The following is a 25,645-nucleotide window of genomic DNA, read 5'->3' on the forward strand; positions in this document are numbered from 1 at the left end:
AACCGTTTCAATCGGATGAAAGCCGGTTCATCCGATTTTGGGATTTCACATAAGTCTCAGTCCCTTGAGACTGGCATGCCCATCCTTGCCGATGATGATGTGGTCATGCACCGTGATACCAAGCGGGCGCGCCGTTTCCACGATCGTCTTCGTCATGTCGATGTCCGCCCGCGACGGGGTAGGGTCACCGGACGGGTGGTTGTGAACCAGAATGATCGCCGTCGACGACAGTTCGAGCGCCCGGCGCACCACCTCGCGCGGATAGACCGGCGTGTGATCGACCGTGCCGTGCCCCTGCACCTCGTCGGCGATCAGCGTGTTGCGCTTGTCGAGGAAGAGAATGCGGAACTGTTCGCGCGGCTCGTGCGCCATGGCGGCGTGGCAATATTGGATGACGGAGGACCAGGACGCGAGCACGGTCTTGTTGCGGATCTCGCTTTTCAGCGTGCGCTGCGCGACGGCGGAAATGAGTTTCAGGTCGAGTGCCACCGCCTCGCCGATGCCCTTCACCTCCTGCAACAATGCGGGGGTGGCGCCGAACACGCCGGAGAGCGTGCCGAAGCGGTCGAGCAAGGCCTTTGCCACCGGCTTGGTGTCGCGCCGGGGAATGAGGCGGAACAGCAGCAGTTCGAGGATTTCGTAGTCCGCGAGTGCGCCGTCGCCACTGTCGCGGAAGCGCAGGCGCAGCCGCTCGCGGTGTCCGTGATAGTGTTTTTCCTCAACCGCCGGGATCGCCTTGGCGTTCGCTGTGCGGGCAGGGCGCTCATAGAAATGGCCGCGTTCGTCCATGGGGTCGAAAAGATCGTCGGCGGTCGCGGGCTCGTCCACCGTCGTGGTGGAGGATGTCGTGTCCTTTCGTCCGCGCGATCCTGCCATGGGCGACCTATGCCGGAAGGCCGGGGCGGTCGAGGCCGCCGGGCGAAAGCGTAAAGATCTCGCAGCCATCCGCCGTCACGCCGACGGTGTGCTCGTATTGCGCGGAGAGCGAGCGGTCGCGCGTGACTGCCGTCCAGCCGTCGGACAGCACTTTTACATGCGGCCGGCCGAGATTGATCATCGGCTCGATGGTGAAGATCATGCCCTCCTTCATCTCCGGCCCCTCATTGGCGCGGCCGTAATGCAGGATGTTCGGCGCATCGTGGAAAAGCCGGCCGACGCCGTGGCCGCAGAAATCGCGCACGACGGAGCAGCGCTCGACTTCCGCATAGATCTGGATCGCCTCGCCGATGGCGCCGGTGCGCGCACCCGGCTTCACGGCGGCGATGCCGCGCATCAGGCATTCATGGGTGACTTCCAGGAGCCGTTCGGCGGCGCGCTTGATCTCTCCGACCGGATACATGCGGCTCGAATCGCCATGCCAGCCGTCCAGGATGAAGGTGACGTCGATATTGACGACATCTCCTTCGCGCAGCGGCTTGTCGTTCGGAATGCCGTGACAGACGACGTGGTTGATCGAGGTACAGCTCGACTTGGTATAACCGCGATAGTTCAGCGTTGCCGGAAGCGCGCCGTGATCCATGCCGAACTCGAAGACGAAACGGTCGATGACGTCGGTGGCAACGCCCGGCTTCACCAGCGGATAGAGCTCGTCCAGGCAGCGCGCGGTAAGCTGGCAGGCCTTGCGCATGCCGGCGAAGGCCTCCGCGTCGTAGAGGCGGATCACGCCCGTGTTCTTCAGCGGCGCGGAGGTCGCGTCGATATAGGTCACCATGGTCGAACTTTCGCTAATCTTTAGAGACCGTCATAAATCAGCGACACCGGGTTCGTCCATGGCGATCGCTGCGACAGGATGGATTTGCTGGGATGTAACCGCGCATTTGACCGCATAGGCCTCGACGCCGCGCGCAATCGCCCGCCGGAAACCTGTCGCATAGGTCGGATCGAGGTCGGCGCAGATGCGGAAGCGCGAACAATCCTCGCGCTGGATGAGATAAAGCATGACCGCGCGAAAACCCGCCTCCGCCATGTCGCCGAGCTCTTCCAGATGTTTTGCACCGCGCTCCGTCACGGTATCGGGGAATTCCGAAAGGCCGGGTGTGCGGCGGAAATGCACGTTCTTCACCTCGACATAGGCCGACGGGCGGCCTTCGCCGGAGAGCAGGATGTCGATGCGCGAATTGCGGCCGTATTTCCTTTCGCGCTCAAGAACGGGATAGGTGGCGAGATCGGCGACGAGGCCGGCGCGGATCGCTTCCTCGGCGAGCCGGTTCGGCAGGCCGGTATTGATGCCGACGATCGTGTCGTCCGCCTCCACCAGCTCCAGCCGATGCCGGTGTTTTCGCGTCGGGCTGTCGCTCTGCGACATCCAGATGCGCGAGCCCGGCGCGGTGAGGCCGCGCATCGAGCCGGTGTTGGGGCAGGAGCCGGTGATCGCCGATCCGTCATCGAGGATGGCGTCGAACAGGAAGCGCTTGTAGCGCTGAACGAGGGTGCCGGAGACGAGCGGCGGATCGAATTTCATGTCGCGTCAGGCACGCACACGCACGTAGGAGCCGGGGGCTTCCTCGATGGAATTCATCGCGCCGCCGGTCTTGCGGGCCGGCACCATGCGGTCGTCCTCGGCCTTGATCCAGGCGTGCCAATGCGGCCACCAGGACCCGGCCGTCTCGTTTGCCTTCTCGACCCAGTCCTCGAAGGCACCTTTCACCGGGCCGCCGGTCCAGAACTGGTATTTCATCTTGTCCGGCGGATTGACGACGCCGGCAATGTGGCCCGAGCCCGCCATGACGTATGTGACCTTGCCGCCGAAGAACTGGCTGCCGACGAAGACCGATTTCGCCGGCGCTATATGGTCCTCCTTGGTCGCGAGATTGTAGATCGGGATCTTGACGTCCTTCAGCGAAAGCGTCTTGCCGGCGAGCACCATCTTGCCCTTTGTGAGGGTATTGTTCAGATAACAATTCCTGAGGTAAAACGAGTGGTTGGCGGCGGGCATTCGCGTGGAATCTGAATTCCAGTACAGAAGGTCGAAGGGCATGGGATCCTGGCCCTTCAGGTAGTTGTTGACGAAATAGGGCCAGATCAGCTCGGAGGCGCGCAGCATGTTGAAGGCGGTCGCCATCTTCGAGCCGTCGAGATAGCCGGTCGCCTTCATGCCACGCTCCATGAGGTCGATCTGCTCCTCGTCGGCAAAGACCTTGAGGTCGCCGGCATGGGTGAAATCGACCTGCGTGGTGAAGAGCGTCGCCGTGCGGATGCGCTTGTCGCCCTCCTGCCCATGCAGCGCCAGCGTCGCAGCCAGAAGCGTGCCGCCGACGCAATAGCCGATCGCGTTGACCTCGTCCTCGCCGGTCGCCTGCTTGATCGTATCGAGCGCGAAGCCGATGCCCTCGCGCGCATAGGCCTCCCAGTCCTTGGCGGCGTGGCGCTCGTCCGGGTTCACCCAGGAGATGACGAAGACCGTATGGCCCTGGTCGACGGCCCATTTGATGAAGGATTTCGCCGGGTTGAGATCGAGGATGTAGAACTTGTTGATCCACGGTGGGCAGATGAGGAGAGGGCACTTCAGCACCGTCTCCGTCGTCGCATCGTACTGGATGACCTGGCAGACATCACTTTGCGCCAGAACCTTGCCCGGCGTCAGCGCCATGTTCTCGCCGATCGCGAACTTGCTCGTGTCGGTCTGGCGCAGCTTCAGGTCGCCCCGGCCGGCCGCGATATCCTCCGCCAGCATCTTCATGCCGCGCACGAGGTTGGCGCCATTGGAGGCAACGGTCTCGCGATAGAGCTGCGGATTGGTGGTGACGAAGTTGCTGGGCGAGATCGCGCTGGCGATCTGCTTCACATAGAAGCCCGCCTTGTGGCGCGTGTGCTCGTCGAGGCCTTCCGCATCCGCCACCAGCTTTTCCGCCCAGTCGGAGGTCACGAAATAGGCCTGTCGCAGGAAATCGAAGAAGGGGTTCTTCACCCAGTCCTCGTCGCTGAAACGCTTGTCCTTGCTGTGCGGATCGGGCGTGGCGTCCGGCTCCTCGCCGGAAAGACGGCTCAGCGTGCGCGACCAGATGTTGAAATAGCTGCCGAGCAGCATGGTCTGCGCTTCCAGCGTGCGGCGCGGGTCCGTCAGCCAGTATTCCGAGACTTTGGAGAGGGTTTTCACCATGTCCACCATCGGCTCGGAGACGGTGTCGACCTTCTCGCCGCTTTCGCGGGGCGCCAGCCAGGCCGACGCCGCCTTGCCGAGCTGCTCGACGGTACGGGCCAGGTTGACCGTCAGCGCTTCCGGGTCCTTCACGACATAGGGTTCGATCGCGGCGGGGTCGAAGGGCTGAAAACCGGGCTTGTTTCCGGCTGCATCGCGGTCGTTCGCTTTGCTGTCCTCGGCCATCGTTCCCTCCCGATTTTATTGTTACTTTTGTATTTTTACATTCTCTGCGAAACAGATTACAAGGGCCTGACAGCCTTTCACGGAAAGATACGGAACCGGTCGTTTCGACAGGAGCATACTGCCACATGGCGTTCGAATTCAGGCGCTTGAGCGCCGCCTTTCTCATGGCCGCCATGCCGGTCGTCCTTGCCGCCTGCGCTTCCAGCGAGACGCCCTCGACGGTCAACAGCGGCGCCAACCGCGCCGACGTCTATCCGGACATCACCGCGATCGTCAGCGCCGAGACGAAGCAGATGAGCGACGAGGAAGCCGCCAGCTACTCGGCGCGCCTGTCGTCGCTGTCGCGCCGCCGCAGTTCCGGCGTGATTTCGGAGGCGGAATACCGTCGCCAGCTCGCCGAATTGCAGGCTCTGCGCGACGGACACGGCGCGGCGACACTTTCTGAGATCCAGGGCACGAATTAGCACTTGCCTTTCTTGCCGTTTGGCAGCAAAGCGATGGGCGGTCCCCTGGACCGCCGGCGCAGGCGAAGCGCCTTCATTTTGAACGCTTTCGCCCTTATCCGGTCACTTGATTCGCGTGGAGTTTTGCGTCTTCCGGCAGAGCCGCCGGAGGGGCTCCGCGCTCAACGGGGTAAAAGATGGAAGAGTTTCACAAGGTCCGGCGTCTGCCGCCGTATGTTTTCGAACAGGTCAACCGTTTGAAAGCAAGCGCGCGAGCGGGTGGCGCCGATATCATCGACCTTGGCATGGGCAATCCCGATCTGCCGACCCCCAAGGCGATCGTCGACAAGCTCTGCGAAGTCGTCCAGGACCCGCGCACCCATCGTTATTCCTCGTCCAAGGGCATTCCCGGCCTGCGCCGCGCCCAGGCCGCCTATTATGCCCGCCGCTTCGGCGTGAAGCTGAACCCGGAGACGCAGGTCGTCGCGACGCTCGGCTCCAAGGAAGGCTTCGCCAACATGGCGCAGGCGATCACCGCGCCGGGCGACGTGATCCTCTGCCCGAACCCGACCTATCCGATCCACGCCTTCGGCTTCCTGATGGCCGGCGGCGTGATCCGCTCGATGTCGGTCGAGCCGGACGAGAGCTTCTTCCCGCCGCTCGAGCGCGCCGTGCGCCACTCGATCCCGAAGCCGCTCGCGCTGATCATCAACTATCCGTCCAACCCGACGGCGCATGTCGCGACACTCGATTTCTACAAGGACGTCATCGCGTTCGCGAAGAAGCATGACATCATCGTGCTGTCCGACCTTGCCTATTCGGAAATCTACTTCGACGACGCGCCGCCGCCGTCCGTGCTGGAAGTTCCGGGCGCCATCGACATCACTGTCGAGTTCACCTCCATGTCGAAGACCTTCTCCATGCCCGGCTGGCGCATGGGCTTTGCCGTCGGCAACGAACGCCTGATCGCAGCACTCACCCGCGTAAAGTCCTACCTGGACTACGGCGCCTTCACGCCGATCCAGGTGGCGGCGACGCATGCGCTGAACGGCGACGGTGCGGACATCGCGGAAGTGCGCAGCATCTACAAGCGCCGCCGTGACGTCATGGTCGATACCTTCGGCAAGGCCGGCTTCGAGGTTCCGCCGCCGGCGGCCACCATGTTCGCCTGGGCCAAGATCCCGGAAAAGTTCCGCCATCTCGGCTCGCTGGAATTCTCCAAGCTTCTCGTCGAGAAGGCCGACGTCGCGGTTGCGCCGGGCATCGGCTTCGGCGAGATGGGCGACGATTATGTTCGTCTCGCGCTGGTCGAGAACGAGCACCGAATCCGCCAGGCGGCGCGCAACATCAAGAAGTTCCTCTCCACGGCCGACGAGACGATGCACAACGTCATCTCGCTGAACGCCCATCGCTGACACCATCCGCCCTCCGCGCCAGGCGGAGGGCTTTTTCCAAAACGTTAGGACATGACCATGGCTGATGCCCTGAAGATCGGCATTGCGGGCTTGGGCACCGTTGGTGCTTCGCTCGCGAAGATTCTCGTCGAACGCAGGGACATGCTCACGACGACGTGCGGCCGGCCGATCGAGATTGTCGCCGTCACCGCGCGCACCAAGGGCCGCGATCGCGGCGTCGATCTTACCGCCATCGAATGGTTCGACGATTCCGTTGCGCTCGCCCGCGAGGCGAAGATCGACGTCTTCGTCGAGCTGATGGGCGGGGCAGGCGATCCGGCCTATGCCGCGGTCAAGGCGGCGTTGTCGCGAGGCGTGCATGTGGTGACGGCCAACAAGGCGCTGCTCGCCGCCCATGGCGTGGAGCTTGCCGGCATCGCGGAGAAAAACGGCTGCATCCTCAACTACGAAGCGGCTGTTGCCGGTGGCATCCCGGTCATCAAGGCGCTGCGCGAGTCGCTTACCGGCAACACGATTTCCCGCGTCTACGGCATCATGAACGGCACCTGCAACTACATCCTCACCAAGATGGAGAAGGAGGGCCTGTCCTTCGAGGCCTGCCTGAAGGAAGCCCAGCGCCTGGGTTATGCCGAAGCCGATCCGGCCTTCGATATCGAGGGCAACGACACGGCGCACAAGCTGTCGATCCTGACGACGCTCGCCTTCGGCACGAAGATCTCGGCCGATGACATCTATCTCGAAGGCATTACCAACATCTCGATCGACGACATCCGTGCGGCGGCCGATCTCGGCTACCGCATCAAACTGCTCGGCGTGGCGCAGAAGACCGACACCGGCGTCGAACAGCGCGTACACCCGACCATGGTGCCGCTCGATTCGGTCATCGCGCAGGTCGATGGCGTGACGAACGCCGTGGCGATCGAATCGGACATTCTCGGCGAATTGCTGATGGTCGGCCCCGGTGCGGGTGGCAACGCCACCGCATCCGCCGTGCTCGGCGACATCGCCGACATCGCGAAAAGCCGCCCCGGCGCGCAGACCGTGCCGGCGCTCGGCCGCCCGGCGGCGTCGCTTGCGCCCTACAAGCGCGCGCAGATCCGCAAGCACCACGGTGGCTACTTCATCCGCCTCTCGGTGGAAGACCGCACCGGCGTTTTCGCCAGCATCGCCAAGCACATGGCGGCAAACGGCATCTCGCTCGAATCGATCGTCCAGCGTGCGCAGTCCACGACCGAATCGACCGATCCCAAGACCATCATCCTCGTCACCCATGCGACGATGGAAGATTCGGTCCGCAAGGCGGTCGCCTCCATCAAGGGCGAGGGCTATCTCGTCGGCGAACCGCAGGTGATCCGCATCGAGCGGCCGAAGACGGCCTGATCGCCGTCTTTCATCGCGAACAATCCCGTGCCCGCCTCCGCCCTTGCGCCGGAGCGCGGGCACTGGTCTTTTAGGCCGAGCGAGGAGTGAGCATGAGCATGCTGGAAAACGCAGATCCCGTCAGCCGAGCCTTTCTCGGCGTCGAGCGCTCGGCGACGGGCCAGCGCTGGGTGGCGCGGCTCGACCAGGCGGGGGAAAACCGCGCGCTGGCGATGAGCCAGACGCATGGCCTCCCGGACCTGATCGCGCGCGTGCTGGCCGGCCGCGGCGTGCCTTTTGAGACCGCGCTCGAATTCCTCGATCCGACGCTGCGCCGCCTGATGCCCGAGCCCTACAGCCTGATGGACTGCGAGGCGGCGACGGAGCGGCTGGCGCGCGCCGTGGAGCGCGGCGAGCGCGTGGCGATCTTCGGCGATTACGACGTCGACGGCGCGTCCTCCTCGGCACTGCTCTACCGTTTCCTCGTGCATTTCGGCGTGCAGGCGGAAATCTACATTCCCGACCGCATTTTCGAGGGCTATGGCCCGAATCCCAACGCCATCGCCCAGCTCATCGAGCGCGGCGCACAGCTGATCGTCACCGTCGATTGCGGGTCGACCAGCCACGAATCGCTGGCGGTCGCGCGCGATCGCGGAATCGATGTCGTGGTGATCGACCACCATCAGGTCGGCGAGGACCTGCCGCCGGCCCATGCCCTGGTCAATCCCAATCGCGAGGACGATCTGTCGGGGCAGGGGCACCTCTCCGCCGCCGGCGTCGTCTTCCTCGTGCTGGTGGCCTTGCAGCGCGTTCTGCGCGCGCGGGGCGATACGCGGGCCGCCGGCTTCGATCTCCTCTCCATGCTCGATCTCGTGGCGCTCTCCACGGTCTGCGACGTCGTTCCCTTGAAGGGGCTCAACCGCGCCTATGTGGTGAAGGGGCTCGTCGCTGCGCGCCATCTCGGCAATGCCGGCCTGACGGCGCTCCTGAAGCAGGCTGGCATCGGCGGGCCGGTGACGCCCTACCATCTCGGTTTCCTCGTCGGCCCGCGCATCAATGCCGGCGGGCGCATTGGCGATGCGGCGCTGGGCAGCCGCCTCCTGACCATCGACGAGCCGGGCGAGGCCGAGCGCATCGCCAAGCAGCTCGATGAGCTGAACCGCGAGCGGCAGGCCATGGAAGCCGCCATGCTCACCGAGGCGGAAGCCGAGGCGCAAGCGGAATACGGCACCGGCGAAAACGCCTCGGTGATCCTGACGGCCCGCGAGGGCTGGCATCCGGGCGTCGTCGGCCTGCTCGCCTCACGGCTGAAGGACCGCTTCCGCCGCCCCGCCTTCGCCATCGCCTTCGATCCCTCCGGCAAGGGCACCGGCTCCGGCCGCTCGATCAGCGGTTTCGATCTCGGGCGCATGGTGCGCGCCGCCGTGGACGAGGGCATCCTGGTCAAGGGCGGCGGCCACGCTATGGCGGCCGGCCTGACGGTGGAGCGGGCCAATCTCGGCCGCCTGCGCACCTTCTTCGAGGAACGCGCCGAGCGCACCGTGCGCGATCTGGTGGCCGTGGAGACGCTGAAGATCGACGGCGCGATGAGCGCCAGCGGCGCCACCCTGGCGCTCGCCGACCAGCTCGAACAGGCCGGCCCCTACGGCTCCGGCCATCCGCAGCCGATCTTCGCGCTGCCGGCGCATCGTGTCCGCGATGTGCGTCCCGTCGGCGTCAACCACCTGCGCATCGCCCTTGAAGGTCCCGATGGCGGGCGCATCGACGCCATGGCGTTCCGCGCGGCGGAAGCTGATCTCGGCATGTTCCTGATGAAGGAGCGCGGCCAGGCGGTGCATCTCGCCGGCACGCTTTCGGCCGATAGCTGGCAGGGTAGCCGGCGCATGCAGTTCCGCGTGCTGGACGCGGCAAAGGCGTTCTGACGGACGTGTTTTGCGGAGAAGTCGACGGGGGAAGTGGCACGCCCTAGGGGAGTCGAACCCCTCTTTTCAGAATGAAAATCTGACGTCCTAACCGATAGACGAAGGGCGCGTGCGGTGGGCGTCTTCTAGTCGGGCCTATTGATTTGCGCAAGCCCTAAATGCAGGATTTTTCTCTTTTTTCCCGCTCGATCGACGAGCCGGTCCAGAGATGTCGAGACTGTATTCGGGGAGGGGAAGTGGCACGCCCTAGGGGAGTCGAACCCCTCTTTTCAGAATGAAAATCTGACGTCCTAACCGATAGACGAAGGGCGCGTGCGGTGGGCGTCTTCTAATCAGGACCGGCCGGATGCGCAAGACGGAAAATCGCGAAAATCGCAACTTTTTCATCGATGGAAACCGGAACCCACGGAGCGTTGAATTGACGACTGGCAATTTCGCGGGAGCCTTCCCATATAATCCTTGCTGAAGGTCCTGAGGTTGCCGCCGTTGACCCTCCCGGCGGTGCCCGTTGGCTCAGCTCCGTTGCCGTTGTCGGCAACACGCAGCCGCTCGTCCGGCATGCTGGGCCGGACGAGCGGTGCGACTGAGCGGATCGAGACCCCGGAGCGCTGGGCCATACTCGACGGGGCCTCTCTCCCGACCGCGTAAGATCGCAGCCGTAAATCCTCAACGATCCTTAACCATGTGTCGTTCCACGCTGGAGCGAGCACGAAAAGCTTCGGGCGGTCATGAATGCGTGATGTGGGGGAGAAGTGGCACGCGCTGGCGAGTGCCCGTGGCTATCAACTATGAAGATTTCACCCGGAAGGAAGGTATCGACAGTCACTCTGTCTGATCAATTCTCAGAAGGCTGGTTCTGTTCGCTGAGGGCAAGCAAACAAGCGCTGAGCGATTCCATTGCTTCGTTGGATTTTGTCCGCCGGCCTGTTGCGTCCGTCTCCGCAACGTCAGTGTTCAACGTCAGCACGATGTCCGACTCTCCGTCCAACTGATTGAAAGCAACCTTCAACGTCTTCGTGTCTAAGCTTTCCACGAGCACATCGAGGGTCGGGGAGAGGTTGAAGACAGAGAAGAGCGCACCCGGTGTGTCCGACGGCGTTGCAGCCACCAACGACCCGAGTGACGTGTTCAGGTTATCTGCAATAAGATAGGCGCGCGAAGGTGACGAAGGCGAAAATGACACATCAAGATCTTTCGAAACGGTCATTTCTTGAACCACGACTTTCAGGCTGGTACCGAGCTGGCTCTTCATCAGCATAACAGCAACGGATCCTTCGATCTTCAAGAGCGCACCCTGCCGATATTTCCAGTCCTTGGCGAGCGCCTCGAAAATTAGTTGGCAGCCGGCGAGCTTCCCCGAGTGCATGTATGGCTCGCTTGTGACTCTTAAAGTGCCTACCATCTTGTTGAGAAACGCGTCGACAGGGTCGGCAGACGCGTGGTCGGAAGCGAACAAGAAAGCGCCCAGAAGCAGTCCAGAGTATTTCCATGACTCCACAGGCAGTCCCCCCATGACAGGACAAACGGAACCATGATTTCGCGGAAAAGTCGAGAGGTGGGGGAGGGTGGCACGCCCTAGGGGAGTCGAACCCCTCTTTTCAGAATGAAAATCTGACGTCCTAACCGATAGACGAAGGGCGCGTGCGGTGGGCGTCTTATAGAAGGGCGCTTTGGCTTCCGCAAGCGGGAAAAAGCCGTTGTGACAAAAAAATGAAAAGCCGCCCAGAGGGCGGCTTCGGATACGCGAAAGCGCACCAATTACAGGAGCTTAGGCCGATAGCCTATTTGCGCCGGCGGCAGCGCCAGTTCCAGTCGCGTTCCGGGCCGACGTCGATATGCACGGATTCGGTGTGGCAATAGGTGCCCACGCCGCCGCGGCCGGGCATGCTGCGCAGATATTCCGCAAGCTCCCACTTGGTGACGCCCGCGATCTGGATATCGGCGGCCTCGCAGCGCGTATGCAGCGACTGTTTCGCGCGGTTGCGTTTCAGGTCGCGCAGGCCCGAGGTGACGATGATCGGCTTGTCATAATGCGTTTCGATCGTCTTCAGCACCTGCAGCAATTCCGGCTTGAAACAGCCGGTCTTCACCTTTTCGGTCTGCAGCCACAGGCCGTTCGGCGCGAGCCGCGCGAGGCCTGCAAGTGAGGCCACTTCCTTGAACTGCGGCGCGTCGTCCTCGACCTCTTCGGATTCCGAGTGATCGGTCGAAAACAGCGCATTGGCCGTCGAAACGCCGGGGAGTGTGCCAAGGGACGCCTTGCGCGTGGCACTTGCGCTCTCGCGGTTGAGGACGCGGCGCGGCTGCTCGGCAAAACGATCACCGTCGAACTGGTCTTTGGCTTCGCGCTTGCTGGCGAAAAGCGAGGCTAGCGTCACCGTCTTGCGCGTTTGGTCCTTCTTTGTCTGCGTCTCGGCAAGACCGGCCTGAGCCGTCGTTTCCGGCAGCGTCACGCTGTCTTCCGCGGGTGTCGTAAGCGCAAAATCGGCGGCATTGCCGGTCGCTGCCTCCGCGACGAGCGCCGTGCGCGCGGTCTTGGGGATCGGCACGTTGTCCGGCAACACCACTTCGGCCTGCTCGTCGCCGAGCGTTTCGAGCGGCTGCTGCCCGGTCGATTCGACCTGCGGCATGTCCTCGACCGGCAACCGGCCGGACTGGTCCGTGCCCTGCGCCTCGCCGGAACCAGCATAGAGGCTCTTGACCGAGGCATTCGTGCCCGACGTCTGCGTCGCATAGGCGGTGCTGGTCTGGCCGCCATTCGCATAGATGCTCGACTGGCCGGCATTCAGCGTGGTCTGCTGCATGACGAGGCCTGCCATATCGCGTCCGGCCTCTTCGCCGGCGACCTGGTCACCCGCCGTCGTGCCGGCATCGGCCGTGACGGATAGATTCTTAGCCGTGCCTTGAGCGGCGTCGGCGGTCACCACCGGCGTGGTGGTGTCGTCGGTGCTGCCCTCGGCGACCGTCTCTTCATTTTCTTGCACGGCCTTGTTTTCCGCGCGCATATCCGTGGAGACTGCGGAAACGCAGCCCGAGAGCGTGGCGACCGAAACGGCCAGCAGCAATCCATACCGCAGCGCCTTCAGGCCTGGCCACTTTCCCTGCATGTCCTGCAAAGGCTTTCCCCCGCTTTCGACGTTCGCGCCCTCGGTCTTGCCGCCGATCGGGCCATTTCTTCAAACAGTCGCAACCGCAAGCGAGAAAAGCCGAAGGGCCAGGCTGCGGTTGCCGCGATGTTACCGTTTCGGCCAAAAGTGTAAAGGCCGAAGCGTGTGGAGCCGAGAACGCCATACGGGAAGCAAACCGGCCGGAATCGGCCAAGGCGCCCCTCTCGCTGGCGATCGACCGGAAGGCAAGAAATCCCGGCCAAATACGGCGAAACGATGGTCTTGTGACAAAGCTATAGGACGCAAGCTTTGCCCGGAGCTTGCGTCCCGCAGGACTTGCGGCGCCGGCCCTACCAGACTCCGGTATTGCCCATCGACGCCCAGGGCTCGGCAGGCGCCAGGTTTTCGCCCTTCTGCAGGATCTCGATGGAGATGCCGTCCGGCGAGCGCACGAAGGCCATGTGGCCGTCGCGCGGCGGACGGTTGATGGTGATGCCGTTGTCCATCAGCTTCTGGCAGAGCGCATAGATATCGTCGACCTCATAGGCGAGGTGGCCGAAATTGCGCCCGCCGGCATAATCCTCGGTGTCCCAGTTGTAGGTGAGCTCCAGGCAGGGCGCCGCCTTTTCGCGCGCGGCATCGACATCCTCGGACGCCGCCAGGAAGATCAGCGTGAAGCGGCCCTTTTCGTTCTCGTAGCGGCGCACTTCCTTAAGGCCGAACAGCGTCGAGTAGAAGTTGAGGGACTGGTCGACGTCTTTGACGCGGACCATCGTGTGGAGATAACGCATTGGAAAATCCTCTGAATGTGGGGTCGTCCGAAAGAGTAGGGTTTTGTCAGCCTCAGGCAAGCCTTGCAGCCTACCAATAGGGCCGGCAAAACTTTCAAAGGGGCTTGCGCATTCGCATCGGGACAATGTTATTCTGGTTATCAAGAATCAGTTAACCGTAAACTCATGTGACGCGTAAACGAGGGGCTGGCAGGTCATGGTGGACAGGGTGTCTTCAAAGGAAATCACGACCCGTGATGACCAGAGCAATGACGCCGTCGATCTGATCGAGATCACCGGCATCATCAAGTGGTTCGACGTCGCCAAGGGCTTCGGCTTCATCGTGCCGGACAACGGCATGCAGGATGTCCTGCTGCACGTCACCTGCCTCAGGCGCGATGGCTACCAGACGGTTCTGGAAGGAACGCGCGTCGTCGCGCTGATCCAGAAGCGCGACCGCGGCTACCAGGCCTTCCGCATTCTTTCCATGGACCAGTCGACCGCCGTGCATCCCTCGCAGATGCCGCCGGTGAAGACCCACGTTCAGGTCACGCCGTCGAGCGGGCTGGAGCGCGTGCTGGTCAAGTGGTTCAACCGCACCAAGGGTTTTGGCTTCCTGACGCGCGGCGAGGGCACCGAGGATATCTTCATTCATATGGAGACGCTGCGCCGCTTCGGCCTCACCGAGCTTCGCCCGGGGCAGGTCGTGCTCGTGCGCTTCGGCGATGGCGAAAAGGGCCTGATGGCCGCGGAAATCCACCCGGACATGCCGGTTCCCGGCAACAGGGCGCACTGATGGGGCATCTCGCGCGGACGTTCGGCTTCGCGCGCCTCGCGAGCGCCGTCATGGCGCTTTTTTTCTGTTTCTCGCTCGTCGCTCACGCTGCGGAAACCTTTGACAAGCAGCCGCTGACGATCGTGACCAAGGATGGCAAGAGCCATGTCTTCACGGTCGAACTGGCCGTCACGCCGCGCCAGCGCGAGCAGGGCCTGATGAACCGCCGCGAAATGGCCGAGGACCACGGCATGCTCTTCGCCTTCGGCGAAACGCGGCAGGTCTTCATGTGGATGAAGAACACCTACCTGCCGCTCGACATGCTGTTCATCGCCAAGGACGGCAAGGTGCGCGCCATCAAGGAAAATGCCGAGCCGCTTTCGGAAGCGATCATCGATTCGCAGGGACCGATCGACTACGTGCTGGAACTCAACGGTGGCACCGTCAAGCGCCTCGGCATCCGCGCCGGCAACCGCGTTAAGAACGAACTCCTGGAATCCCAGCGCAAGGCGCAATAGACCGTCCCCGCATTTCTCGCGACAAGCGCCCGAAAGCGCCTATTAGCTGTTGCGGCAGCCGGCGGATGCGTGTATCTCCCCCTTCGCCGGGACGGACGGAGTGTAGCGCAGTCTGGTAGCGCATCTGGTTTGGGACCAGAGGGTCGGGAGTTCGAATCTCTCCACTCCGACCATCGGCAAGGCCCTGAGAAGCCAACGTTTCCCGCCCCAGTATTTGATTAGTCAAATTTACGTTGTGAGCGCACTGTGGGAGAGAACAGCCTCCTTCAGGTGCGTCATCATTTACTCGGGTGGACGGACTTCTCTCAATTACGAGGCGATTGAGCCCGCACCAATCCGGTAGCCGATCAGAAAATCCTTCAGAAATTATCCCCGTCTTGTTGGGCGGTTTTAATATGGCCGAGCGATCAAGCATAACCCCGGAGTTGCCGGAGAATGTGGCCGTCGCTCTAAGAGCGAACATTACTCGCTCTTAGATTTGGGTAGGCAATTGGGTCACCCAAATATGAAGGAGACTGAAAATGGCTTTGACAAATGAAGACTTGAAGGGCGTTCGCGCAGCGGTCTGCGACACAGTATGGCGAATCGTCAACCGGAACGTTTCGGATGATCCCAGTAATGATGGAAAACTCAGCCGCGAGGGTGTGAAGACCGCAGCTCAGCAGCAATTCAATACGTATTTCAGCGGCACGCTGCCGGTCTCCTAACCAGTTTGGCCCGCCCTGATGACCCCAATAGCAGTAAACAGGGCGGGCCGTTCCATTCTAAAGCTCAATATGGTTCGGAGCGCGTTGCGCGCGAGGCTTCGGCCTTCCCAACGACCAGATCAAGAAGACCACAAAGAACGGGGTGCGCTGGCAGGAGGAAAGCATGCTTTCGAACCTTCCTGCGCATATAGGCAGGCACTTATGACAGCAAACTAGGTTAAATTACATAAACCGAAATCTGACAGCCAAGTGCGAGAGAACCCGTCGCTGGTCATCCGGGTCAGCGGTTTTTCCTAAAGCTCTTCGCGAGAATCTTGGCCCTGTACCTGCAATCTCCTCACCCCGCCGTTTACAAAAAGCATAGAATACGGATAATAAATATCCTTATTGCGCGGATGGGTTTGATGATCCTCAAGAGCCAAGTCGAATGGGCACTGCACTGTTGTGCCATTCTCGCCGGACTTCCAGACGGGCGTTATCTTTCCACCAAGGCTTTGGCCGAATTCCATGGCCTGCCGAAGGAGTATCTCTCCAAGGCGTTGCAGAGCCTTTCCCAGGCGAGGCTGGTCGAATCGACGCTGGGGCCGAGCGGCGGTTATCGCCTTGCCCGGCCGACCGCGGAAATCACCTTTCTCGATGTGGTGGAGGCGGTGGAAGGCAAGGAGCGGACCTTTGCCTGCAGCAATATTCGCGCCAACAATCCCTGCCGTCCCGAAGGCTATTGCGAGGCCGGCCCCTGCGCGGTCGCCCGCGTCATGTGGGATGCGGACGAGGCATGGCGCGCAAAGCTGCGCAGCGTCAGCCTCGCGGCCCTCGTCCAGACCCTGGAGCAGGAAATCCCGACCACGCTCTGGCAGAGCAGTTCGCAATGGGTGTTGAAACGCGCCGGTTGACCCAGGTCGGAAAAAAGCGAGGTATGGCCGGCGCAAACCGGCCACCGTCGGATTGTCAATCGACCAGCGCCACGGCGATTTCCGCCGCCAATCGTGCGTTGTTCTCCACCAGCGCGATGTTGGTTTTCAGGCTGCGGCCGTCCGTCAGGCGGAAAAGGCTGTCGAGCAGGTAGGGTGTTACGGCCTTGCCGGCGATCTCGTCGCGTTCGGCATTGTCGAGCGCGCGCGCGATATAGATCTCCATCTCCTCGCGTGGGATTTCATCGGCCTCCGGCACGGGATTGGCGATCAGCATGCCGCCGTCGACGCCGAGCTGGTCGCGCACCGTCTGGAAATTGGCGATGGCGGCCGGGCTGTTCAGCGTCAGCGGGCTCTTCAGCCCCGAATCGCGCGACCAGAAGGCGGGGAAGACCGGGCTGTCATAGGTAACGACGGGCACGCCGCGGGTTTCCAGCACTTCCAGCGTCTTCGGAATGTCGAGGATCGCCTTGGCGCCGGCGCAGACGACGATGACGCCTGTGCGCGACAGCTCGTCGAGGTCGGCGGAAATGTCGAAGGTTTCCTCCGCCTTGCGGTGCACGCCGCCGATGCCGCCTGTCGCAAAAACCCTGATGCCGGCGCGCGCGGCACCGATCATGGTCGCGGCGACGGTGGTGGCGCCGGTGCGCCGCTCCGCGATCGCGAAGGCGAGGTCGGCGCGTGATAGTTTCATGGCGCCCTCGGTCTTCGCCAGCGTTTCGAGCGTCGCATCGTCGAGGCCTATATGCAGCACGCCGTCGATGACGGCGATGGTCGCCGGCACGGCGCCTTCCTCGCGGATGATGCGCTCGACGCTGCGGGCCATGTCCAGGTTGCCCGGATAGGGCATGCCATGGGTGATGATCGTCGATTCGAGCGCGACGATCGGCGCGCCGCGCGCCTTGGCGGCGGCGACTTCTTCCGAATACTGCATCGGCAGGAGGGCGGAGGCGGGTCTGGTCATGCTGGATCCTTGCGGAAATCTGGTCGAATTTTCAGGCGGAATTTTCGGCAAGAAAGTCTCATGCCATCCATTCGGCCTGAGGCACAAGAGAAAGTGCGGCGGCAAGGGCCGCCTGCGACATTTCTTCAGCCACGGCCAGCGGCGAGCGCACGGTGATCGCGGCCGCCGCCACGCCGTGGCGCAGCGCCTCGCCGAGATCCCGCCCGGCAAGCCAGGCGCTGACGAAGCCGGAAGCCAGCGAATCGCCCGCACCCGTGACATCACCGAGCGCCGGGATTTCCGGCGGCGTGACCAGCGCCGCGCCCTTCGCATCGAAAGCGATGACGCCCCGCCCGCCGCGCGTCACCACGCCCGCGGCAAGGCCCGCGGCGCGCAAGGCCTTCGGCCAGTCGGCCGGGTTTTCCGGTGTAGCCCCCGTCAGCGTGCGTGCCTCCGCCTCGTTCATGAACAGGAAGGCGAGGGCGGACAGGGTTTGTTCGAACCGCACGACCTTGGCCGGCGAGATGGCGATGCCGGCGATCGGCACGCGGGCTTCAGCCGCGGCCTTCGCCATGGCGCCGAGCGTTTCGGCCGGCAGGTTGGCATCGGTGAGGATGAGGCCTGCCGCCGCGACCGCCTCGCGCATAGCTCGCTGCTGCAGGCGCCGCGGCGAGAACAGCCGGTAGAGGTCCATGTCGGCAAGCGCGATGACGAGGTTGCCGTCGCGTTCGATGATCGCCGTGTAACTCGGCGTCGCCCGGTCGAGGAAGGTGAAGGGGGTGTCCTTGATGCCCGCCGCCGCAGCAGCCGCCGCGACGATATCGCCGTCCGCATCGCCGCCGCGCGGCGAGACGAGCCGCACCGCATGCCCCAGCCGCGCGAGGTTGCGCGCCGCATTGAAGGCGCCGCCGCCCGCTTCCACGAACCAGCCGCCGGGATTGCTCGCCCCCGGCGTCGTCTCGCCGGCAATGCGTCCGCGCCTGTCCACATGGGCGCCGCCCATCACCAGTATCGTCTTTCCCGTCATCGTCTTCCTTCGCACCCGCCCGATTCGGCCTCGAAGGCCGGGCACCAGGGCGGGTATACCCTTGTTCCTGCGTGGCTTTATCCCACCGAAACGAAAATAGAACACGCCCCCGATTCGCAAAAACATTCAAATGGATAAATGCACCTTGCGAAATGAGAACAAAATGTGTACATAGCTTTCATCGGCGGGTTCGTTGCCTGTCTTGCTTCAATAACCTAAAGGTGGACGGAATGGCACAGAACACTTTGCGGCTCGTAGAGGATAAAGCAGTGGATAAAAGCAAGGCACTCGAGGCGGCACTCTCCCAGATCGAGCGCTCCTTCGGCAAGGGCTCCATCATGAAGCTCGGCGGCAAGGACAGCGTCATCGAGATCGAGACCATTCCGACCGGTTCGCTGAGCCTCGACATCGCGCTCGGCGTTGGCGGTCTGCCCAAGGGCCGCATCATCGAGATCTACGGCCCGGAAAGTTCGGGCAAGACGACGCTGGCTCTGCAGACCATTGCGGAAGCTCAGAAGAAGGGCGGCATCTGCGCCTTCGTCGACGCCGAACACGCGCTCGACCCGGTCTATGCCCGCAAGCTCGGCGTCGATCTGGAAAACCTCCTGATCTCGCAGCCCGACACCGGCGAGCAGGCGCTGGAAATCACCGACACGCTGGTGCGTTCCGGTGCAATCGACGTGCTCGTGATCGACTCGGTCGCCGCGCTCACGCCGCGCGCCGAAATCGAAGGCGAGATGGGCGAGAGCCTGCCCGGCCTCCAGGCCCGCCTGATGAGCCAGGCGCTGCGCAAGCTGACGGCCTCGATATCCAAGTCTAACACGATGGTGATCTTCATCAACCAGATCCGCATGAAGATCGGCGTCGTCTACGGTTCGCCGGAAGTGACGACGGGCGGCAACGCGCTGAAGTTCTACGCCTCCGTCCGCCTCGACATCCGCCGCATCGGCGCGGTCAAGGAGCGTGACGAGGTCATCGGCAACCAGACCCGCGTCAAGGTGGTCAAGAACAAGATGGCGCCGCCCTTCAAGCAGGTCGAGTTCGACATCATGTATGGCGAGGGCGTCTCCAAGACGGGCGAGCTCATCGATCTCGGCGTCAAGGCCGGTATCGTGGAGAAGTCGGGCTCCTGGTTCTCCTATAACAGCCAGCGCCTCGGCCAGGGCCGCGAGAACGCCAAGACGTTCCTGCGTGACAATCCGGATCTCGCCAACGAGATCGAGACGTCGCTGCGCCAGAATGCCGGCCTCATCGCCGACCGCTTCCTGGAAAACGGTGGCCCTGATCCGAACGATTCCAGCGACGACGACGCTGCGGCGATGTAATCCCCGCGCAACGCCCGCAAGAATATCGAAAAACCGGCCTCTTCTTCGTGAAGGGCCGGTTTTTTGATGTCTGGACAGGTGCCGAGGCGGGCGATAAAAGCCTTCAGTTCTCGCGCGCGACCAAAGGTTTCCGGCCTTCCGCAAGACAGGCGGCAGGCGCGCAGTTTCGACGGAATTCGTGGGTGGATGGCCTTCACGGACCTTCCGGGCGGGCACTCTACGGCGTCGCGCCGTCGTTGCGGGACAATTGGGTGGGTAATGCGCCGGTTTTCAGGTGCAGACGGTGCAGAGATGAAGGACGCGATATGAACGGCGTGAATGAAATCCGGTCGACTTTCCTCGACTATTTCCGAAAGAACGGACACGAGGTCGTGCCGTCCAGCCCGCTCGTGCCGCGCAACGACCCGACGCTGATGTTCACCAATGCCGGCATGGTGCAGTTCAAGAACGTCTTCACCGGCCTGGAATCGCGTCCCTATTCGACGGCGGTCTCCGCGCAGAAATGCGTGCGTGCCGGCGGCAAGCACAACGACCTCGACAATGTCGGTTATACCGCGCGCCACCACACCTTCTTCGAGATGCTCGGCAATTTCTCCTTCGGCGATTATTTCAAGGAGCGCGCGATCGAGCTTGCCTGGAACCTGATCACCAAGGAATTCGGCATCGACAGGAACCGCCTGCTCGTCACCGTCTACCATACGGACGACCAGGCCTTCGATCTCTGGAAGAAGATTGCCGGCCTTTCCGACGACCGCATCATCCGCATTGCGACCAGCGACAATTTCTGGGCGATGGGCGATACCGGCCCCTGCGGTCCTTGTTCCGAGATTTTCTACGACCATGGCGATCATATCTGGGGTGGCCCGCCCGGCTCGCCGGAAGAGGATGGCGACCGGTTCATCGAGATCTGGAACCTCGTCTTCATGCAGTTCGAGCAGATCACCAAGGAAGAGCGCGTCGACCTGCCGCGCCCGTCGATCGATACCGGCATGGGCCTGGAGCGCGTCGCGGCTCTCCTGCAGGGCAAGCATGACAATTACGACATCGACCTCTTCCGCGCGCTGATCGACGCCTCCGTCGAGGCGACCGGCGTGAAGGCAGAGGGCGAGGCGCGCGCCAGCCACCGTGTCATCGCCGATCACTTGCGCTCTTCCGCCTTCCTGATCGCCGACGGCGTGCTGCCGGCAAAGGATGGCCGCGGCTACGTGCTGCGCCGCATCATGCGCCGCGCCATGCGCCACGCGCAGTTGCTCGGCGCCAAGGATCCGCTGATGTGGAAGCTGCTGCCGACGCTCGTCGGCGAGATGGGCCGCGCTTATCCGGAACTCCAGCGCGCCGAAGCGCTGATCTCCGAGACGCTGAAGCTGGAAGAAACCCGTTTCCGCACCACGCTGGAACGGGGCCTGACGCTGCTTTCCGACGCGACGACCACGCTCGGCAAGGGCGATATGCTGGATGGCGAGACCGCCTTCAAGCTTTACGACACCTACGGCTTCCCGCTCGACCTGACGCAGGACGCGCTGCGCGCCCGCGAAATCGGCGTCGATCTGTCCGGCTTCACCGATGCGATGGAGCGCCAGAAGGCCGAGGCCCGCTCGCACTGGGCCGGTTCCGGCGACAAGGCGACCGAGACGATCTGGTTCGAGCTCAAGGAAAAGTTCGGCGCGACCGAATTCCTCGGCTACGACACCGAGACCGCCGAAGGCGTCGTCCAGGCCATCGTGCGTGATGGCAAGGCGGTCGATGCTGCTTCCGCCGGCGACGAGGTGCAGCTCGTCGTCAACCAGACGCCGTTCTACGGGGAATCCGGCGGCCAGATGGGCGATACGGGTGTCATTTCCGCCGACAATGCCAAGCTCGACGTGTCGGACACGCAGAAGAAGGGCGAGGGCGTCTTCGTCCATGTCGCGACCGTCAGGGACGGCACGCTGAAGGTCGGCGACGCGGTGGCGCTCACCGTCGATCACGCCCGTCGCTCGCGCCTGCGCGCCAACCATTCGGCGACCCACCTGCTGCATGAGGCGCTGCGCGAAGTCCTCGGCACCCACGTCGCCCAGAAGGGCTCGCTGGTCGCGCCCGAACGCCTGCGCTTCGACGTCTCGCACCCCAAGCCGATGTCGGCGGAAGAGTTGCGCGTCATCGAGGACATGGCCAACGAGATCATCGTGCAGAATTCGCCGGTCACCACCCGCCTGATGACGGTGGACGACGCGATTGCGGAAGGCGCCATGGCGCTGTTCGGCGAAAAATACGGTGACGAGGTGCGCGTGGTCGCCATGGGCACCGGCGTGCGCGGCGCCAAGGCGAACCGGCCCTATTCGGTCGAGCTCTGCGGCGGCACGCATGTCGCGGCCACCGGCGAGATCGGCCTCGTGCGCATCCTGTCCGATAGCGCCGTCGGCTCCGGCATCCGCCGCCTTGAAGCGCTGACGGGCGAGGCGGCCCGCGCCTATCTCGCTGAGCAGGACGAGCGCGTGAAGGCGCTTGCCACGACACTGAAGGCCCAGCCCGGCGAAGTGCTCGCCCGCGTCGAAGCGCTGGTCGACGAGCGCCGCAAGCTGGAGCGTGAACTGACCGAGGCAAAGAAGAAGCTGGCGCTCGGCGGCGGCGGCACGAGTGGCGGCGACGATGGCATGCGCGAGGTCGTGGGTGTCAAATATCTCGGCAAGGTCGTCACCGGCGTCGAGCCGAAGGACCTGAAGAGCCTGGCGGACGAGGGCAAGAAGAGCCTCGGTTCCGGCGTCGTCACCTTCGTCGGCGTTTCGCCGGACGGCAAGGCGAGCGCCGTGGTCGCCGTGACGGACGACCTGACCGGCCGCTTCAGCGCGGTCGACCTGGTGCGCCGCGCCTCCGAAGCACTTGGCGGCAAGGGCGGTGGCGGACGGCCCGACATGGCGCAGGCCGGCGGCCCGGACGGCGCGAAGGCGGCCGATGCCATCGAGGCGGTCGCCGGTGCCATTGCCGGCTGACGAAAGCATTTTTGACGGTAGAACGGCGGGCCTTGCCCGCCGTTTTCGTTTGCGAAGTCTTCAACGTTTCCGCCTAGCCTGTCCGCGCGCGGAGTGTTTGTTTTGATTGAAGATGTCATCAGCATATCGACCTTGATGATCTGCACCTTCCTGGCGACGACGGTCATCGCGATTTTCCTGTTGCAGGTCTGGCTGACCGACCGTCGCCATGCGGCAGCGGCCGGGTACTGGTGCCTGTCCATGTGGATCGGCTCGCTCTGCACCTTGCTCTTCGCGCTCCGCCCGATCGGGCCGCCGCTCCTGACCGTCGGTCTCGGCAATGCGCTCGCGGCCTGTGGCTACGCTTTCATGTGGGCCGGTTTTCGCGTTTTCGATCGTCGCCGCGTCTATCCCGCCGTGCTGCTGGCCGGGCCGCTTGCCTGGTCCCTCATCTACCTGCTGGTGCCGCCGGTGACGGCGGACGTCAACAACCGCATCGTCGTGATTTCGGTGATCATCACCGCTTATTCGCTGTGGATCGCCGCCGATATCTGGCGCGAGCGCCGCGCCGAGCCGCTGCCGACCCGCACGATCGCCGCATTCTTTTTCCTGACGCACGGCATCATCTATTCGCTGCGCATCCCTATGGCGCTGCTCGCGCCGGCGCCGCTCGCGCACGGCACCGCCTATTCCACCTGGTTCGCGGTCTTCACGCTGGAGCTTTTCGCCCACACGATTCTCGCCGCCGTCGCCATGCTGGTGCTCATCAAGGAGCGCGGCGAGGCGCTTTATCGCCAGGCGTCGCGCACCGACGCCCTGACGGGCATCGCCAATCGCGGCTCCTTCCTGGACGACATGCAGAAGCGGCTGGCCGACCGTTCGCCCGGCACCTTGATGATCTTCGACCTCGATCGCTTCAAAGCGATCAACGACACGCATGGCCATGTCGCGGGCGATATCGTGCTGAAACGGTTCTCTGCCCGCATTTCCGCCGGGCTGGAGGCGAACATGCTGTTCTGCCGCTTCGGCGGGGAAGAATTCGCGCTCTATGCGCCGGGGCATGATATCGCGCGTGCCGAACAGTTCGCCGAAGGGCTGCGGCGCGAGGTCGAGTCGCTCGCAATCAGCAACGAGGGCCGCGACATCGCGGTTTCCGTCAGCATCGGGCTTGCCGATGTCGCCACCTTCGGCACGGATTTCGACCGCCTGCATTCGGCGGCCGATGCCGCGCTCTATGCGGCGAAGGAGGGCGGGCGCAACCAGGTCATGCGCGCGTTGCCCACGGCCGGCCTTGCCGATCTCGCGGAGCGCATGCGCGCACCCGTCATTTCCCCCGTCGGCATCGCCATCGGCTAACGCGCGGCAATCTCGGCCATGGCCGCGTCCACCGTGGAAGTGAAGGTGACGCGCGGCGGGTGCAGCTCGTGGGCTTCCAGCATGCGGCGCATGTCGGGTTTCAGCCCGGTGATGAACACGCGCACGCCGGCGCGTTCCGCCTTGCGCACGAGGCCTTCGATCACGCTCGCCGCCGTCGAATCCAGCAGCGGCACGTCCGCGCAATCGAGCACGAAGTTACGGCGCTGGTCGGCGATGCGGTCGAGCACGGAGCCGACGCTGGCCGCCGCGCCGAAGAAGAACACGCCGCTGATGCGGTAAATCACCGTATCCGGATCGTTCGCGATCACGGGTCGCTCCGGCAGGCCGGTGTCCTCCCCGGCATTCTCGATGGCTCGCACGATCTGCGGCACCGTCTCCTCGCGGATGTTCACCGCCTTGCCCATGCGGTCGATGAACAGCACGGCGCCGAGCAGGAAGCCGACGACGATGCCCTCCGTCAGGTCGCGGAAGACGACGAGCAGGAAGGTGACAGCGAGCACCGCCGCGTCACCCCGCGACGAGCGTAAGAGTGCGGCGATGGCGGGCCGTTCGACCATGTTGAACGACACGACCGCCAGCACGCCGGCGAGCGCCGCGAGCGGAATGTAGCTTGCGAGCGGCGCGGCAACGAGCATGAAGAGCAGCAGGAAAACCGAATGCAGCATGCCGGAAACCGGGCTGGTGGCGCCGGAGCGCACATTGGTGGCGGTGCGCGCGATCGTGCCCGTCACGCAGATGCCGCCGAACAGCGCCGAGCCGATATTGGCGAAGCCCTGCGCGATCAGCTCCATGCTGGAGCGGTGGCGCCGCCCCGTCATGCCGTCGGCGACGACCGCGGAGAGCAGCGATTCGATGGCGCCGAGCAGTGCGAAGGCGACCGCATCGGGCAGCACGGCGATGACGAGGTCCGGCGAGAAGGACGGCAGCGCGGGAACCGGCAGGCCGCGCGGAATGCCGCCGAAGCGGGTGCCGATCGTATCGGCCGGCAAGGAGAGGAGGGCGGTTGCCGCGGATGCGACGGCGACGGCGATGAGGAGGTTGGGCCAGGCGGGCCGGAAGCGCCGCAGCAGCAGGATGATGGCGATGGTGACGCCGGCCACACCGAAGGCGGCGGGGCTGAAGGTCGGACGTGCCGCCCAAAGTGCCGCGAGCTTTTCGAGGATCGGTCCCGGCTCCTGTCCGCCGAGCTTCAGGCCGAGCAGTTCGCCGATCTGGCTGGCGAAGATGATGACGGCGATGCCCGCGGTGAAGCCGACCGTCACCGGATAGGGAATGAACTTGATGAATTTCCCGAGCCGCAGATAGCCGGCAAGCGCGAGAATGATGCCGGAGAGAAATGTCGCAAGCAGCAGGCCTTCGACGCCGTGCCGTGCGACCGTTGCCGCGACGAGCACGATGAAGGCGCCGGCCGGTCCCCCCACCTGGAACCGGCTGCCTCCGAGTGCGGAGACGAGGAAGCCGCCGACGATCGCCGTATAGAGGCCGCGGTCGGGCGTGACGCCGGAGGCGATGGCGATCGCCATGGAGAGCGGCAGCGCGACGATGGCGACGGTGAGGCCGGACAGCACGTCCGCCTTCAGTCGCGCCGGCCCGTAACCCTCCGCGAAAACGCTGGCGAGCTTCGGCATCAGGGTATCGGTCATGGGGCGCCTCAGGAGGCCGGTGGAAAGGGGGAAAAGCTGGCCGGCGAGGGCATCTCACGCCGAGTCGCGCGTTTTTGCAATGACGGACGTCAAAGCCTTGTGAAAATTGCAAGGCAAGGCAGAAGCGCAGG

General features: G+C 63.7%; 21 protein-coding genes and 4 tRNA genes. 12 read left to right on the plus strand and 13 right to left on the minus strand.

The window, feature by feature from the left end:
• Window positions 1-45: 45 nt before the first annotated feature.
• From radC to J2Y63_RS06950, 4 genes are all read right to left on the minus strand, one after another.
• The gene (gene radC / locus J2Y63_RS06935; protein ID WP_435265526.1) at window positions 46-789 is read right to left on the minus strand and encodes a RadC family protein; all 744 of its coding nucleotides are present in this window, start codon (window positions 787-789) and stop codon (window positions 46-48) included.
• 94 nt (window positions 790-883) lie between these two features.
• Complete coding sequence (map, locus tag J2Y63_RS06940; protein ID WP_256116025.1) at window positions 884-1,711, minus strand: type I methionyl aminopeptidase; 828 nt, start codon at window positions 1,709-1,711, stop codon at window positions 884-886.
• Window positions 1,712-1,741: 30 nt separating this feature from the next.
• Window positions 1,742-2,461: a DNA/RNA nuclease SfsA gene (sfsA, locus tag J2Y63_RS06945; RefSeq protein WP_435265435.1), complete on the minus strand. Its 720-nt coding sequence runs from the start codon at window positions 2,459-2,461 to the stop codon at window positions 1,742-1,744.
• Window positions 2,462-2,467: 6 nt separating this feature from the next.
• Complete coding sequence (locus tag J2Y63_RS06950) at window positions 2,468-4,324, minus strand: PHA/PHB synthase family protein (RefSeq protein WP_435265436.1); 1,857 nt, start codon at window positions 4,322-4,324, stop codon at window positions 2,468-2,470.
• 125 nt (window positions 4,325-4,449) lie between these two features.
• On the opposite strand from J2Y63_RS06950, the gene J2Y63_RS06955 reads away from it, so the two are divergent.
• The 4 genes from J2Y63_RS06955 (at window position 4,450) to recJ (ending at window position 9,463) form a co-directional block, all read left to right on the plus strand.
• Window positions 4,450-4,788: an SHOCT domain-containing protein gene (locus tag J2Y63_RS06955; RefSeq protein WP_435265437.1), complete on the plus strand. Its 339-nt coding sequence runs from the start codon at window positions 4,450-4,452 to the stop codon at window positions 4,786-4,788.
• Between the two features lie 176 nt (window positions 4,789-4,964).
• A complete protein-coding gene (locus tag J2Y63_RS06960; protein WP_256116021.1) occupies window positions 4,965-6,182 on the plus strand; it encodes an LL-diaminopimelate aminotransferase in 1,218 nt (405 codons plus the stop codon).
• 57 nt (window positions 6,183-6,239) lie between these two features.
• Window positions 6,240-7,562 carry a homoserine dehydrogenase gene (locus tag J2Y63_RS06965; protein ID WP_435265438.1) on the plus strand — a complete coding sequence of 441 codons (1,323 nt, stop codon included), beginning with the start codon at window positions 6,240-6,242 and terminating at the stop codon, window positions 7,560-7,562.
• A gap of 92 nt (window positions 7,563-7,654) precedes the next feature.
• Window positions 7,655-9,463 carry a single-stranded-DNA-specific exonuclease RecJ gene (gene recJ / locus J2Y63_RS06970; RefSeq protein ID WP_435265439.1) on the plus strand — a complete coding sequence of 603 codons (1,809 nt, stop codon included), beginning with the start codon at window positions 7,655-7,657 and terminating at the stop codon, window positions 9,461-9,463.
• 34 nt (window positions 9,464-9,497) lie between these two features.
• Here recJ and J2Y63_RS06975 read toward each other — a convergent pair.
• From J2Y63_RS06975 to gloA, 6 genes are all read right to left on the minus strand, one after another.
• Window positions 9,498-9,572: transfer RNA gene (locus J2Y63_RS06975), tRNA-Glu, on the minus strand.
• A 128-nt stretch (window positions 9,573-9,700) separates the two neighbouring features.
• A tRNA-Glu gene (locus tag J2Y63_RS06980) sits at window positions 9,701-9,775 on the minus strand.
• A gap of 523 nt (window positions 9,776-10,298) precedes the next feature.
• Entirely contained in the window at window positions 10,299-10,829 is a 531-nt protein-coding gene (locus J2Y63_RS06985; protein ID WP_435265440.1) for a hypothetical protein, read from the minus strand.
• Window positions 10,830-11,029: 200 nt separating this feature from the next.
• Window positions 11,030-11,104, minus strand: a tRNA-Glu gene (locus J2Y63_RS06990).
• A gap of 140 nt (window positions 11,105-11,244) precedes the next feature.
• Window positions 11,245-12,570: a YcbK family protein gene (locus tag J2Y63_RS06995; protein ID WP_435265441.1), complete on the minus strand. Its 1,326-nt coding sequence runs from the start codon at window positions 12,568-12,570 to the stop codon at window positions 11,245-11,247.
• Between the two features lie 350 nt (window positions 12,571-12,920).
• A complete protein-coding gene (gene gloA / locus J2Y63_RS07000) occupies window positions 12,921-13,361 on the minus strand; it encodes a lactoylglutathione lyase (RefSeq protein ID WP_435265442.1) in 441 nt (146 codons plus the stop codon).
• Between the two features lie 196 nt (window positions 13,362-13,557).
• Here gloA and J2Y63_RS07005 point away from each other — a divergent pair, with 196 nt between their 5' ends.
• From J2Y63_RS07005 to J2Y63_RS07025, 5 genes are all read left to right on the plus strand, one after another.
• Entirely contained in the window at window positions 13,558-14,136 is a 579-nt protein-coding gene (locus J2Y63_RS07005; RefSeq protein WP_256116017.1) for a cold-shock protein, read from the plus strand.
• Between the two features lie 50 nt (window positions 14,137-14,186).
• Window positions 14,187-14,633 carry a DUF192 domain-containing protein gene (locus J2Y63_RS07010; protein ID WP_435265443.1) on the plus strand — a complete coding sequence of 149 codons (447 nt, stop codon included), beginning with the start codon at window positions 14,187-14,189 and terminating at the stop codon, window positions 14,631-14,633.
• 96 nt (window positions 14,634-14,729) lie between these two features.
• Window positions 14,730-14,806: transfer RNA gene (locus tag J2Y63_RS07015), tRNA-Pro, on the plus strand.
• A 348-nt stretch (window positions 14,807-15,154) separates the two neighbouring features.
• Complete coding sequence (locus tag J2Y63_RS07020) at window positions 15,155-15,340, plus strand: hypothetical protein (protein WP_435265444.1); 186 nt, start codon at window positions 15,155-15,157, stop codon at window positions 15,338-15,340.
• 404 nt (window positions 15,341-15,744) lie between these two features.
• Window positions 15,745-16,233, plus strand: a complete 489-nt coding sequence (locus J2Y63_RS07025; protein WP_435265445.1) for an RrF2 family transcriptional regulator — start codon at window positions 15,745-15,747, stop codon at window positions 16,231-16,233.
• Between the two features lie 55 nt (window positions 16,234-16,288).
• Here J2Y63_RS07025 and J2Y63_RS07030 read toward each other — a convergent pair whose 3' ends face one another.
• Together J2Y63_RS07030 and J2Y63_RS07035 are read right to left on the minus strand one after the other, a co-directional pair.
• On the minus strand, window positions 16,289-17,215 hold the full coding sequence (locus J2Y63_RS07030) for a pseudouridine-5'-phosphate glycosidase (RefSeq protein WP_256115698.1): 927 nt from the start codon (window positions 17,213-17,215) through the stop codon (window positions 16,289-16,291).
• A gap of 58 nt (window positions 17,216-17,273) precedes the next feature.
• A complete protein-coding gene (locus J2Y63_RS07035) occupies window positions 17,274-18,221 on the minus strand; it encodes a carbohydrate kinase family protein (RefSeq protein WP_435265446.1) in 948 nt (315 codons plus the stop codon).
• A gap of 230 nt (window positions 18,222-18,451) precedes the next feature.
• Here J2Y63_RS07035 and recA point away from each other — a divergent pair, with 230 nt between their 5' ends.
• The 3 genes from recA (at window position 18,452) to J2Y63_RS07050 (ending at window position 23,850) form a co-directional block, all read left to right on the plus strand.
• Window positions 18,452-19,546: a recombinase RecA gene (recA, locus tag J2Y63_RS07040; protein WP_435265447.1), complete on the plus strand. Its 1,095-nt coding sequence runs from the start codon at window positions 18,452-18,454 to the stop codon at window positions 19,544-19,546.
• 305 nt (window positions 19,547-19,851) lie between these two features.
• The gene (gene alaS, locus J2Y63_RS07045; protein WP_435265448.1) at window positions 19,852-22,515 is read left to right on the plus strand and encodes an alanine--tRNA ligase; all 2,664 of its coding nucleotides are present in this window, start codon (window positions 19,852-19,854) and stop codon (window positions 22,513-22,515) included.
• A gap of 102 nt (window positions 22,516-22,617) precedes the next feature.
• Complete coding sequence (locus J2Y63_RS07050) at window positions 22,618-23,850, plus strand: GGDEF domain-containing protein (protein WP_435265449.1); 1,233 nt, start codon at window positions 22,618-22,620, stop codon at window positions 23,848-23,850.
• On the opposite strand, the gene J2Y63_RS07055 is transcribed toward J2Y63_RS07050, so the two are convergent.
• A complete protein-coding gene (locus tag J2Y63_RS07055) occupies window positions 23,847-25,514 on the minus strand; it encodes a SulP family inorganic anion transporter (RefSeq protein WP_435265450.1) in 1,668 nt (555 codons plus the stop codon). The two genes, J2Y63_RS07050 and J2Y63_RS07055, sit on opposite strands and share 4 nt — an antisense overlap.
• Window positions 25,515-25,645: the final 131 nt, after the last annotated feature.

Source organism: Shinella sp. BE166 (genome assembly GCF_051201095.1).
GTDB classification, from domain to species: domain Bacteria; phylum Pseudomonadota; class Alphaproteobacteria; order Rhizobiales; family Rhizobiaceae; genus Shinella; species Shinella lacus.

What these genes read in the sequence shown, in the direction of transcription:
- J2Y63_RS06960 (WP_256116021.1), top strand. Translation starts at nt 4,965, where the DNA reads ATGGAAGAGTTTCACAAGGTCCGGCGTCTGCCGCCGTATGTTTTCGAA.
- J2Y63_RS07055 (WP_435265450.1), bottom strand. Translation starts at nt 25,514, where the DNA reads ATGACCGATACCCTGATGCCGAAGCTCGCCAGCGTTTTCGCGGAGGGT.
- J2Y63_RS06965 (WP_435265438.1), top strand. Translation starts at nt 6,240, where the DNA reads ATGGCTGATGCCCTGAAGATCGGCATTGCGGGCTTGGGCACCGTTGGT.
- J2Y63_RS06950 (WP_435265436.1), bottom strand. Translation starts at nt 4,324, where the DNA reads ATGGCCGAGGACAGCAAAGCGAACGACCGCGATGCAGCCGGAAACAAG.
- J2Y63_RS07035 (WP_435265446.1), bottom strand. Translation starts at nt 18,221, where the DNA reads ATGACGGGAAAGACGATACTGGTGATGGGCGGCGCCCATGTGGACAGG.
- alaS (WP_435265448.1), top strand. Translation starts at nt 19,852, where the DNA reads ATGAACGGCGTGAATGAAATCCGGTCGACTTTCCTCGACTATTTCCGA.
- recA (WP_435265447.1), top strand. Translation starts at nt 18,452, where the DNA reads ATGGCACAGAACACTTTGCGGCTCGTAGAGGATAAAGCAGTGGATAAA.
- J2Y63_RS06995 (WP_435265441.1), bottom strand. Translation starts at nt 12,570, where the DNA reads ATGCAGGGAAAGTGGCCAGGCCTGAAGGCGCTGCGGTATGGATTGCTG.
- J2Y63_RS07005 (WP_256116017.1), top strand. Translation starts at nt 13,558, where the DNA reads ATGGTGGACAGGGTGTCTTCAAAGGAAATCACGACCCGTGATGACCAG.
- sfsA (WP_435265435.1), bottom strand. Translation starts at nt 2,461, where the DNA reads ATGAAATTCGATCCGCCGCTCGTCTCCGGCACCCTCGTTCAGCGCTAC.
- radC (WP_435265526.1), bottom strand. Translation starts at nt 789, where the DNA reads ATGGACGAACGCGGCCATTTCTATGAGCGCCCTGCCCGCACAGCGAAC.
- J2Y63_RS07030 (WP_256115698.1), bottom strand. Translation starts at nt 17,215, where the DNA reads ATGACCAGACCCGCCTCCGCCCTCCTGCCGATGCAGTATTCGGAAGAA.
- J2Y63_RS07010 (WP_435265443.1), top strand. Translation starts at nt 14,187, where the DNA reads ATGGCGCTTTTTTTCTGTTTCTCGCTCGTCGCTCACGCTGCGGAAACC.
- J2Y63_RS07025 (WP_435265445.1), top strand. Translation starts at nt 15,745, where the DNA reads ATGATCCTCAAGAGCCAAGTCGAATGGGCACTGCACTGTTGTGCCATT.
- J2Y63_RS06985 (WP_435265440.1), bottom strand. Translation starts at nt 10,829, where the DNA reads ATGCACTCGGGGAAGCTCGCCGGCTGCCAACTAATTTTCGAGGCGCTC.
- recJ (WP_435265439.1), top strand. Translation starts at nt 7,655, where the DNA reads ATGAGCATGCTGGAAAACGCAGATCCCGTCAGCCGAGCCTTTCTCGGC.
- J2Y63_RS07020 (WP_435265444.1), top strand. Translation starts at nt 15,155, where the DNA reads ATGGCTTTGACAAATGAAGACTTGAAGGGCGTTCGCGCAGCGGTCTGC.
- gloA (WP_435265442.1), bottom strand. Translation starts at nt 13,361, where the DNA reads ATGCGTTATCTCCACACGATGGTCCGCGTCAAAGACGTCGACCAGTCC.
- map (WP_256116025.1), bottom strand. Translation starts at nt 1,711, where the DNA reads ATGGTGACCTATATCGACGCGACCTCCGCGCCGCTGAAGAACACGGGC.
- J2Y63_RS06955 (WP_435265437.1), top strand. Translation starts at nt 4,450, where the DNA reads ATGGCGTTCGAATTCAGGCGCTTGAGCGCCGCCTTTCTCATGGCCGCC.